Origin of the sequence: Bifidobacterium tibiigranuli (assembly GCF_009371885.1) — a bacterium.
Taxonomy (GTDB): Bacteria; Actinomycetota; Actinomycetes; order Actinomycetales; family Bifidobacteriaceae; genus Bifidobacterium; species Bifidobacterium tibiigranuli.
Genome location: NZ_QLZA01000008.1, coordinates 1 through 11,960, shown reverse-complemented (window position 1 = coordinate 11,960; position 11,960 = coordinate 1). Strand labels below are relative to the sequence as shown.

Sequence of the window (11,960 nt, the reverse complement as noted above, 5' to 3'; positions counted from 1 at the left end):
CACACAGGTGAGACGACTATGAGCGACACGACACGACAGCGAGCGCAGGCTACGTTGGATTTCGACGGAGCCGCTGCCTCGGACCGGCTCGAACCCGGCTCGGCGGCATGGATCGCCGCGCTGCAGCCGACCGACGCCGATGCGCTGCAGCTGGATGATCTTGACGTAAGTGCGATGAGCGCCGAGGATGCCGCCCGATTGTGGGCGCGACTGGCCTCATGGGTGGAATCGGATCAGATCGCCTATTACGTGAACGACGCTCCGGCCTCCTCGGACGCGGCCTATGACGCGCGCATGCGCTGCCTGCAGGCGCTCGAAGCCACGTTCCCGACGCTGGATTCGCTGCAATCGCCGACGCATCGCGTGGGTGGCTCGTTCTCGAATGATTTCGCTTCGGTGCGCCATCCCTCGCAGATGATGAGTCTGGACGACGTGTTCTCCATCGAGGAGCTGTGTGACTGGTACGATTCGGTCCGCCGCGATCTCGACTGGCCGGAAGGCAAGCCGCTGCCGATGACCTGCGAGGTCAAGATCGACGGGCTGGCATTAAATCTCATATACCGTAACGGTGTGCTCGAACAGGGGCTGACGCGTGGTGACGGCGTGACCGGTGAAGACATCACGATGAACGTGCGCACCATCGCCACGATTCCCGCCAATCTGGCCGGCGAGGCCAAGGATATTCCCGAATTCGTGGAGATACGCGGCGAGGTGTTCATGCGCTGGGACGACTTCCGCACGCTCAACGAGCGCAACGAAGACGAGGGCAAGGCGCCGTTCGCCAATCCGCGCAACGCCGCAGCCGGCTCCTTGCGCCAGAAGGACCCACGCATCACCGCCACGCGGCGGCTGAGCTTCTATGCCCACGGCCTGGGTCAGTTGCGCTGGCCGGGCGGCCGGGTGCCGCAGGGCGCAGACCACGTCGAGGACCAGTCGCAGGCCTATGAGTTGTATCAGGCTTGGGGCATTCCCATCTCTCCACATAATCGCGAAGTTACCGATTTCGATCAGATTCTGACGATGATCGACTATTACGAGGAGCATCGCGGCGACATCGAGCATGCGCTTGACGGCATCGTGGTCAAGGTCGACGACCTGGCGCTGCAGCGCACGCTGGGTGCCACGTCGCGCGCCCCGCGCTGGGCGATTGCGTACAAGTATCCGCCTGAGGAGGTCAACACCGAGCTGCTCGACATCCAGGTGCAGGTCGGGCGCACGGGCCGCGTCACACCGGTCGCGATCCTGAAGCCCGTGCTGGTCGCCGGCTCGACGGTGTCGCGCACGACGCTGCACAACGCCTTCGAGGTCAAGCGCAAGGCTGTACTGATCGGCGACACGGTGGTGGTGCGCAAGGCCGGCGATGTGATTCCTGAACTGGTCGGCCCGGTATTGAGCCGTCGCGAAGGGCGCGAAGATCAGCTGCGCGAATTCGTGATGCCGGCGCATTGTCCGTCCTGCGGCGCGGTGCTGGCTCCCACCAAAGAGGGCGACAAGGACATCCGCTGCCCGAATGTGGAGGCGTGCCCGGCCCAGCTCACCGAGCGCATCATCAGCCTGGCCTCGCGCAAGGCCTTCGACATCGAGCACTTGGGTGGGCAGAGCGCTGTGGCGTTGACCAATCCGGAGGAGAACCGTCCGAGTTCGGCCGACACCTATGCGCCCAACCTGCGCGAGATAACCGTTGCTCCGGGCGAATCACCGAAATCGTATGAGCCGGTCGAGGGGCTGGAATTGCCGCAGGAACAGACGCCGGTGCTCACCAGCGAAGCGGGGCTGTTCGCAATCACGGCCGAGGACTTGCGCAATGTCTACGTCTGGCGCGAGGCGCCCATCATCGAAGTGAACGAACGAGCCGACGAGTCTGGGCGCAAGCACAAGCAGCGCCGACGGGTCGGCAGCTCGGGCCTGTGGCATCGGGTGCCGGCGTTCTACAACCAGAGCAAGTCGGGCGAAATCGCCGCCAAGCCCTCGCGCACCACGCTCGCCATGCTTGACGAGATTCAAAAGGCCAAAGACGCCGACCTATGGCGCGTGCTGGTGGCGCTGTCGATCAGGCGGCTCGGTCCTCCCACCGCGCGGCTCGTGGCCACGCGGCTCGGCTCGCTTGAGGCCATCGAGCAGGCCAGCGCCGAGGAACTGTGCGACATCGACGGCATCGGGCCGGAGATCGCCCAGTCCATTGTGGACTGGTTTGCTGCCGCACATACGCCCGGCGACTGGCGCGGTACGATTCTCGCTGCATGGAAGGCCGCAGGGGTCGGGCGCGGCGTCGAAACGAACAATGCGCCGCAGACCTTGGCCGGCAAAACAGTCGTCGTCACCGGCTCGCTTGAGGATTTCAGCCGCGATTCAGCGAAAGAGGCCATCATTGAGCACGGTGGCAAGGCGGCCGGTTCGGTGAGCAAGAAAACGGATTATGTCGTCATCGGCGCGAATGCTGGCTCCAAGGCGGGCAAAGCCGAGGAACTGGGCCTGCCGATGCTTGACGAGGCGCAGTTCAAACGGCTGCTAGAGACCGGCGAGCCGGGGGAGACGGCTGGGACTGCGATCGAGTCGGCGGGTGATTCGGCAAACGATTCAGCGGAACAATCCGGTGAGTCGATGGGCAACGAGTAAGGCTTGTAAACGGCTGAGAATCCGGCTTGGCGAATCGCTCTGGCACGCCGCGCGTCGAGGCGCTAGGGTGGTTGGGGCGAATAACACGAGGAGGCTTGGATGACGCACACGCAGCCTGGATCACCGGCAACGCGCAATATCGAGGCGGAGCTGTATGAGCGCCTGAGCAAGGTGATCGACCCGGAGCTGGGTCGTTCCATCACCGATATCGGCATGATTGCCTCCATCAAGGCGACACTCGCGGCTGCGCCCGGTGCAACCGGCTTGGCAGCGGTTGCTGATGTCGCTGACGCTAGTGGTGATGCTGCTTCCGGCCTTGCTGACGCTGGCGACACCTATGACGTGACGGTGAAGGTCGAGCTGACCGTCGAAGACTGCCCGCTTTCCCAGACCATCACCAACCAGATCAACGGCGCAGTGGCTTCGTATCCTTACGCGACGCTTATCCCACATATCGAGGTGTCGTCGATGAGCCGCGACAAGCTCGCTGATTTGGTGGCCGGGCTCAAGGCCGAGCGACGGCAGAACCCGTTCAACAAGCCGGGCATCAAGACGCGCATTTTCGCCATCGCCTCGGGCAAGGGCGGCGTCGGCAAATCCTCGGTCGCGGCGAATCTGGCCGCCACTTTCGCGGCCCTTGGCTACGATACAGCCGCCATCGACGCCGATATCTACGGCTTCTCGCTGCCGAAACTCTTTGGTGTGCACACCCGGCCCACGAACCTCAACGGCATGCTCATGCCTGTCACCGCATGGGGCGTCAAGATGATCTCCATCGGCATGTTCGCCGGTTCCGAGCGCGCGATCCTGTGGCGGGGCCCACGGCTGCAGCGTTCCTTGGAACAGTTCCTCGCCGATGTGTGGTGGGGCAGCCCCGACGTGCTGCTGCTCGATCTGGCCCCCGGCACCGGGGATATGGCGATTTCCGTGGCGCAGGCGCTGCCCAACGCCGAGCTGGTCGTGGTCACCACGCCCCAGCCCAGCGCCTCCGACGTGGCCGTGCGCTCAGGACTGGTGGCCTTGCAGGTGCCGATGAAGGTGCGTGGCGTCGTGGAGAATATGAGCTACTTCGACCATAATGGCGAGCGGCTGCGGCTCTTCGGCGAGGGCGGTGGTGCGCGCGTCAGCCAGCAGCTGACCGAGGCGCTCGGCGTTGACGTGCCGCTGCTCACTCAGCTGCCGCTGCAGCCCGAGATCCGAGAGGTCGGCGAAACCGGCCGCCCGGCGGTCTTAACGCCCGAAGGCGCACTGGATTCAAGCCCGCTGGCGCGGTCCTTCGAGGCCCTGGCGAAGCGGCTTATGAGTTGAGCTGCTGCAATCACCGGATTTTACCCTGATTCCACCCCGAATAGCCCCTGATTCTCCTCCTGCTGCCACGACGCCAGCGATACCGTGGAGCCAACTAACAGATGGTTCACGGAATCAAAGGGATGCGATATGAGCGATGACGCACTTCGAAACAACGCCAGATATGGTGACATGGCCGATGGCATGACCGATGGCATGGTGATGGCGGAAGGGTTGGCCAAGAGTTTCGTCTCCGGTGATGGGACTTCGACCACGGTGTTCAGTGATGTCTCGTTCAGCGCGAGTGGTGGCATGACGGCGATCACCGGCCCGTCCGGGTGCGGGAAGAGCACTTTGCTGTATTGTCTGTCGGGTTTGGAGTCGCCTTCGCGCGGAAGCGTGCGGGTGTTGGGGGAGCGGCTTGACGGGAAGGATCAGCGCGGCTTGGCGCTTTTCCGCAGGTCGCATATCGGGTTCGTGTTCCAGGCGTACAATCTGGTCCCCTCCATGACGGTGCGCGACAATATCCTGCTTCCGCTGACCCTTGCGCGGCGGAAGGCCGACCGCGAGAGGCTTTCGGCGCTTATGGAGAAGTTCCGGCTGAGCGGGCATGAGGGCGCCATTGCGGGTTCGCTGTCAGGCGGCGAGCAGCAGCGGGTCGCACTGGTGCGTACGCTTGTCGCCGACCCCGATGTCGTGTTCGCCGACGAGCCGACCGGGGCGCTCGACCGGAGCACGGGCCAGCTGGTCTTTGACGAGCTGCGCGGCTTCTCCCATCGTCCGGGCAAATGCGTCATCGTGGTCACGCACGATCCCGGGCTCGCGCAGCAGTGCGATGCCGTCTATACGATGCGCGACGGCAAACTCGCTGCGCCCGGAAGAGGTGAGCTATGACGTGGGCGTTCAATGATCTGAAAGCCAATAAGGGCATCTGGGCCGGGGTGCTACTGGTGCTGACGGTGACGCAGACGATTCTGTGCGCCACGGGCGTGAGCATGGGGGTCAACGATTACTACCTCGGCGTGCCCGGGAAGACGGGCGAAGCCGCCAAGCATCTGGGCTCGGGTCTGGCCCTGGTGTATGCCGTAGCGGTGGTTCTGGGCTGCCTGGTGATCATGCTCACGCTGCAGGCCTCCATCCGGCAGCGGCGGCAGGGATTGGCGCTGCTCTCCCTACTCGGGGCCACGCCGCGACAGGTGCTGGCGTTCACCGTGACCCAAGTATTCGCCTTGACCATGATGGCCTCCGTCATAGGGCTGGCACTCTCGCCGCTGCTTGCGCCGCCTATCCTGCAATTCCATTCCGCAGTCCTGGGACTGCCGCCGGTGCTGACGTTCACTTGGCATAATTTCACACGATCGGCATTGACGGGCTTGGCGGCCGGGCTTATCACGGCGCTGCTGGGTGCCTTTCTGACGCTGCGGGACCTGAGAACGATGATTCCCGTCCAGCTGCTGAACCGGGCAGGCGCAGAGGAGAGAATGACGAAAGCGAAGAGCAGCAAGGGAAAGCTCCTGTTCCTGAGCGCCATGATCGTCCTGCTGCTGCCACTCGCCGGCAATGTATATCTGTCGCAACACGGCCTTGCCGCCATGAGCAGCGAGCAGATCATGACCGTCATAAGCCTGACAGGCAACGGCTCATTGCTGGCGATCATCCTGATACTGGTCGCGCTGACGCGCTCGGGCGGCTCCGCCATCGGCTGGTCCACCAGAGTCTGGACCCGCCTGATACCGGCGCGCTCGCCCGCCTGGAAGATAGCCCGCTCGCCGGCCATCACACGAAGCCGGGGCAAGGCGTTCGGCTCCTCCGTCATCTCCCTGACGGCCTGCCTGTTCCTAGTCGGCGGACTGCTCGCCGCAGGGCAGACCAGCACCGCCGGCATGCGCAGCCTCCCGCAATTGCGTGGTCTATCGTCGGCTAGCCCGATGGAGCTGCTCGCCGGATTCTGGGCGGCGCTGCTGATCACGCTGGTCGGGGCTGTCGCCAGCTTCGCCATCTCCGCCAAGGAACGCAACCTCGACCTGGCCCTCGTCTCCATCGCGGGCGCCGACCGCCGTCAGCTGCTCGCGATATCCGCATTGGACGGCTTTATTCTCATGACCACGGGCGTCCTCGTCGCCGCAGCAGCAACCTTGGTGGTCGGAGCCGCCACAGCCATAGCGTTCCTTCCTTTGTCTGGCAGCTTCCACATGGTCTTCCCCGGGCAGTTCCTCCTCGCACTAGGTGTGCCAATTATCACCATTGGCTCGTTTGCGACCCTCTTTTCCGCGCGATCGACCTTACAGAAGCCAGCTATCGCTACCATCCAAGCAGCCATCGGCGAATAGGCGGGAACGGGCCATAGCTGAACGAGCCTTGACATAATCATCCGATGATATACACTAAGTGAGTGCTCACTTACCTAGTGATTGGAGACGGCATGGCGAACATGACCGCGACTATGACTACGACCACGATGATTACGACCCTGATTGACCGCGAACGGCGGCAACGCTGATGACGCAAGCAGATAACAACAGGCCGGGCGGCGACAACACCGATGATGCCGCCGTGGTGACCGTCTTACATGTCTGCCAGAACTACAGCAAAACCGAAGTGTTGCACGACGTGAGCCTAGAGATCAGGCGTGGGGAGATAGTCGCGCTTATCGGGCCGAGCGGTTCGGGCAAGACCACGCTGGTGAGTGCCATCATGGGGATGCTTGCCCCGCAGTCAGGCTCCGTACAGGTGCTCGGCGCGCGCATGCCCAACCGCATGCTGCTCGGCAGCATCGGCTACATGGCGCAGAATGACGCCTTGTACACCGACTTGACAGCCTTGGAGAATCTTCGATTCTTCGGCACCGTGCTCTCGATGAGCAAACAGCAGCTGCGTGCGGCGATTCCGCAGGTCGCGGGCGTCGTCGGGCTAGCGAAAGACCTACATACCAAGGTCGGCAATTTCTCCGGAGGAATGAAGCGAAGGCTATCCCTCGCCATCTCGATGATCAGCAATCCGCCCATCCTGATACTCGATGAACCGACCGTCGGCATCGATCCTGAACTGCGCAGGCAGATTTGGACCGAGCTACGTCGATTGGCGGGCGAGGGGAAGACGATTCTGCTGACGACGCACGTCATGGAGGACGCGCAGCAATCGGACCGGCTCATCATGATTCGAGACGGCATGAACATCGCCGAAGGCACGCCTGACGAAGTCGTCGAACAGTTCAGCGCACCAACGCTTGAGGATGCGTTCATCGCGGCGGGAAAGGGACAAGATGCGCACCATAGCAATCATTAAACGAGTCATGCTGGAGATGCTGCGCGACAAGCGCACGCTGGCACTCATGCTCGTCGCGCCGCTGCTCATTCTCACGCTCTTGTACTACCTGTTCCAAGGGGTCGGAACCACCAGCGCCGATCTCGGTGTGCGAGCGGTGGATTCCCGGCTCGTCGCCGCGCTCAAATCCGACAGTCTCGCCGTGCATATGGTGCCTGCCAGCGGCAACGATGCAAGCACAAGCGCCGAGCACATCATCAGGGACAATGATTACGCAGGATTGCTCGAGCAGCATGGCAGCACGCTGACACTCACGTTGGCAGGCGATGACATCAGCAAGAATGCGCTTATCGAACAGCGCTTGCACGCTGCGCAGGTGACACTGCAAGCCAAAGCCGCCGAGACGACCATCGCCGCGCAGGCCCAGGCCTTGACAGCGCTGCAACAGCAACTTGAGAGCCTTACTGCGACGCTTAAGGCAGCGAATATCCCGCTAGCGACTCCTATGCCGGTAGCGCCTACGCAGCCCCTAGTTCCTTCAAAGTCAGCGCCCGCCACGGTTTCGGTTCACTACCTGTACGGCACCAAAGACTCGACCTTCTTCACGAATCTGCTGCCGGTGCTGATGGCGTTCGTCGTGTTCTTCTTCGTGTTCATCATCTCCGGTATGGCGCTGCTGCACGAACGTACCACCGGTACGTTGTACCGGCTGCTCGCCACGCCGATCACATTCCGCGAAATCCTTGGAGGCTATCTCGCGGGCTACGGGCTGTTCGCCGTCATTCAGACCTGCCTGATTATGCTGTTCGCCATCCAGGTATTCAAGATTCAGATTCTAGGCGGCCTATGGTTGGTCATGCTTATCAGCATGCTCATCGCGCTGACGGCGCTCGCTCTCGGTCTGCTGATCTCGGCCTTCGCGAAAACCGAATTCCAGATAATGCAATTCATCCCTATCATTATCATCCCGCAGATATTCTTCTCCGGTCTCATATCCGTTGATTCTATGCCGCGCTGGCTGCAGGTGATCGCCCATATCATGCCCCTGTATTGGGGTGCCACGAGCATGAGCGACGTCATAGAACGCGGGAGCGGCTTCAGCGACGTCGCGCCGCATCTTATGGTGCTCGTGGGATTCCTGATCGTGTTCTTTGCGCTCAATATGCTGACGATGCGTACGCTTCGGCGCTCTGGAACGCGGGGAAAGCTGCTGCGTCGGCTTCGTGGGCCGCATGCGTTGCATAGCTCTCGCACGCGGGCGGAAAGGTAGGTGCGCTGTGACGCAGTCACGTCAACTGATCGAGGATGCGTTTGCGGCGAGCCTGCAAACAGATGATCTGACCGACAAGCAGCGGGCCGTGCTCACGGCCTGCCTCACGCTGTTCTCACAAAAAGGATTCGACGCCACCAGCACTAGGGACATCGCGCAGCTTGCACACGTTTCCGAGGGAACCGTGTACAAGAAATACCGCAGCAAGCAAGGCCTGTTGGACGCGCTGCTCGCGCCGCTGGCCACCGTGGTGGTGCCCCGCCTCGCCAAAAAGTTCATGGGGGAGATCGCACGGAACGATTCTGCGGACTTCCGGGCGTTCCTGGATTTTATTGTGCGCGATCGCATGGCCTTCGCCATATCCAACCGTCAGCTCATCCGCATCATGATCGGCAGAGTGCTCAACGATTCTCAGATGCTCACGACGGTTCTAGGGCAGTTTTCCGACGCCATCACCGAGACGATTGAGCCAATCCTGAAACGCTATCAGCAGTCGGGCCAGCTCGTCGACTGGCCCGCCACAACAATCATGCGCACCATCGCCTCCACCGTCATCGGCACCACGATGCCATACATCTTGTTGGATTCGGCAGACCTCAACATCGATTCCGCCACCGTCAAAGTCGTCGATTTCCTCGCGAAGGGGTTGTCGCCGGGTGAGAGTCATTGAATTTTCTCATTTTTTGATGATTCACGCCAAAGATTTGGTTGCACCTGTCTTGTTTGATCATTTACTAAGCAGATTCTTGGGTACAGTCGTCTAATGGGGTCTTTCGAGCATGTCGGCACATATCTGGGAATGGCGGAATTCCAAGAGTTAGGTGAACAATTGAATCGACTCGAATGAGTTTGTACTTTTGCAAGTGCTTAATAGACGAAAAAAGTGCTGAGAAGATGGAAATTCTAGGGTGCAGAAGTCACTGGACCGCTAGACCACATTTATTCAGCACTTTTTTCGTCTATTAAGCACTTCGGAAAGTAGACAGGGAATCCAGCAGACAACATTTTGACGGAATGCCGGCGTTCCAGGAGAATAAGCAGTGTCCGTTTCATCGCATACGAAGGTTTTATTCATGGAATGTGCTTAATAAAATTGTGTGCAGCATTCACATGCTCAAGAAGGCTGCCGATAAAGGCATAAATTTTAAAATCCATAGTTTTCTGCCCCCAAACTGCCGAAATATCTGTGGTCTCTCGCACTTTTTCGACTAGGGCCGAAAAGTGTGAGTCGAGCCATGATATCGTAAGGTTTGAGATAGAGATTCCTGATATGCCAAGGGATCTGAATTTTTGGCGAAAGGGTTGCCGACCTTGCTTTTGTGATGAATGACGGATGCGCGAGACGGTCATGCTATATACATGGTGCTGTCTTGTAGTGCGTGCGCGTTGAGGCGCATTGCCGCGCTCGTCCCATCACATCGCTTCGCAGGCCAAGCCGCATCACGCTGGAATATAAGGGCTGCGAGCCTCAGTTGGGTTCCACCGCATACCGTCAGCATCGTTGAAGTTTCTTGCAATGCGCTATATTCCATGATTGGAGTGACCAACTATGGTGCACCCGCAAGTATTGACGTTGAATGACATCAGCTATGAATATCCCAGTTCTTCGACGCCGCTGTTCGAGCACATCAGCGTGACCTTTCCCTCCGGATGGACTGCGGTGCTGGGCGATAACGGCATCGGCAAGACCACGCTGATGCAGATTGTAATCGGGCATGTGAAACCTGACAGTGGCAGCATCGCACCGAAACCGGGCAGCCTCATCAGCGCCTACTGCCCGCAGCGCACCGACGAAGCCCCGGAAAACCTTGAGGATTTCGCCGTCGACTGGTCGCCGGAAACCTTGCGGATACGCGAGACGTTGGGCATCGGCGATGATTGGGCGTATCGCTACGACAGCCTGTCCGGTGGCGAGGCAAAGCGGCTTCAGCTCGCCTGTGCGCTTTCGCTGCGTCCTGACCTATTGATTCTTGATGAGCCGACCAATCATGTCGATGAACCCACGCGTTTGGCCATTGCCGAAGCGCTGCGCTCCTTTAGCGGCATAGGCATCGTGGTGTCGCATGATGTGGACCTGATCGAAGCTGCATGCTCGCGTTGCGTGGTGTTCGAGCGGCGGCATATGAAGGGCCGCAATGTCACTGCGATTCTGGAATTCGCCGGCGGGTATGCCGATATGACAGCTCAGGTCGAACGCCGCGACCACGCAGCAAGCGATGCGGCGGTGAGTGCGAATAAGGAGGCGAATCGCTTGCGACACATACGTGCCGAGCGCTTCCAGCAGGTGCAGAAGGCTGACGCGATCAAGCGGCATGGAGAGCGGATCGACGCCAGGGATCATGACGCGCGGGAGCGCCGAATCGGAGCGAAGGCGCTGAGTCTGGACGCCAACCCTGCGCGGCAGTATGCGCAGCTGGGCGGGCGTTTGGCGGCTGCCGACGAGCGTGCGGCGAGCATTGCGACTGCGGCGAAGCGCTATGACGGCCAGATCTGGTTCGATATCGAGTCAAGCCACCGCCGAGAGCTGGTGCATCTGCCCGCAGGGGTTATTTACTATGGCTCTGACGCGGTGATAGCCGAGCCGGACTCCGGGCATTATATGGCGCTGGCTCGATTGCGTGTCGTTTCGCAGGGGACTGGCTCGATGCCGGCTGGTTCGGCTGCAATCAATCCGGCAGCAACAGCATCGCAATCAACGCTGTCGCAACCGGTGCTGTCGCAAGAGCCAGAAGATACGTTAGGCGCAGCGGATTCCCCCCGAGTTGGCGTGGCGATCCCCGTGTTGAGTGTCGGTCCGCGAGATCACATCGGCATCACCGGCCCGAACGGTGGAGGGAAAACCACGATTGTGAATGCTGTGCTGAGAAGCCTGGGTGGTTGGAACGACAAGAGCGTTGAGCAGATTGACCAGAATGATCAGGCCAACTCAGGCGGCGAGATGCCCTACCTCATGATTGCGCAAAACACCACCGACGATGATGCGCAGCGCGCGTTGGCGCAGTTGCTCGAGTTGCCAGGCGAAGTCAAATCGCAGGTTCTGAGCTCCTATGCCCAGCTCAACGCCAATCCGGACCGGCTGGCTGCCGGCACATCGCCTTCGCCGGGGGAGCTGCGCAAACTGCTGCTGTGCCTAGGAATCGCACAGCATCCGCAGCTCATCATCATGGATGAGCCGACCAATCACCTCGATCTGCATTCCAAGCAGGCGCTGGCCGCAGCGCTGCAAGCCTACTCGGGCGCGCTAATGGTAGTCTCCCACGAGCGCTGGTTCCTGCGCCAAGTCGCTTCGACGCTATGGGAGGTCGGCTGACCGAGAGCTGAACAGCAGACAGGTGACCGTGCCAGCTGCACGGCACACAGTTGGAAGGCAGCACAGACGAGAGGCAGCACAACAGAGAGTTATAGGCCAAAATGTGGTGCTTATGTTTGGGGTTTGGCCTTGTGGGTGTAGGCGTGTCGGGGCGGTATTTTTCCGCGGGGAAAATTAGGGGGCCTGCCGGGTAGTGCCGGACCGGGTGAGGAC

General features: G+C 60.7%; 8 protein-coding genes. All 8 read left to right on the top strand.

Annotated elements, in window-relative coordinates:
- Positions 1-18: 18 nt before the first annotated feature.
- Positions 19-2,616, top strand: coding sequence for an NAD-dependent DNA ligase LigA (gene ligA, locus DDF78_RS07680; protein WP_152581427.1), 2,598 nt, complete (start codon positions 19-21; stop codon positions 2,614-2,616).
- 99 nt (positions 2,617-2,715) lie between these two features.
- Entirely contained in the window at positions 2,716-3,924 is a 1,209-nt protein-coding gene (locus DDF78_RS07675; protein ID WP_152581428.1) for a P-loop NTPase, read from the top strand.
- Between the two features lie 129 nt (positions 3,925-4,053).
- Positions 4,054-4,797, top strand: coding sequence for an ABC transporter ATP-binding protein (locus tag DDF78_RS07670; protein ID WP_152581429.1), 744 nt, complete (start codon positions 4,054-4,056; stop codon positions 4,795-4,797).
- Positions 4,794-6,233 (top strand): FtsX-like permease family protein, encoded by a 1,440-nt coding sequence (locus DDF78_RS07665; RefSeq protein WP_152581430.1) that lies wholly within the window; start codon positions 4,794-4,796, stop codon positions 6,231-6,233. Before DDF78_RS07670 ends, DDF78_RS07665 begins: the two co-directional genes overlap by 4 nt.
- Before the next feature lie 169 nt (positions 6,234-6,402).
- Positions 6,403-7,188 (top strand): ABC transporter ATP-binding protein, encoded by a 786-nt coding sequence (locus tag DDF78_RS07660; protein WP_152581431.1) that lies wholly within the window; start codon positions 6,403-6,405, stop codon positions 7,186-7,188.
- A complete protein-coding gene (locus tag DDF78_RS07655) occupies positions 7,166-8,437 on the top strand; it encodes an ABC transporter permease (RefSeq protein ID WP_152581432.1) in 1,272 nt (423 codons plus the stop codon). The genes DDF78_RS07660 and DDF78_RS07655 overlap by 23 nt, the downstream gene beginning before the upstream one ends.
- A 7-nt stretch (positions 8,438-8,444) precedes the next feature.
- Entirely contained in the window at positions 8,445-9,107 is a 663-nt protein-coding gene (locus DDF78_RS07650) for a TetR/AcrR family transcriptional regulator (RefSeq protein ID WP_162000785.1), read from the top strand.
- Positions 9,108-9,986: 879 nt separating this feature from the next.
- Positions 9,987-11,747: an ATP-binding cassette domain-containing protein gene (locus DDF78_RS07645; RefSeq protein ID WP_152581434.1), complete on the top strand. Its 1,761-nt coding sequence runs from the start codon at positions 9,987-9,989 to the stop codon at positions 11,745-11,747.
- Positions 11,748-11,960: the final 213 nt, after the last annotated feature.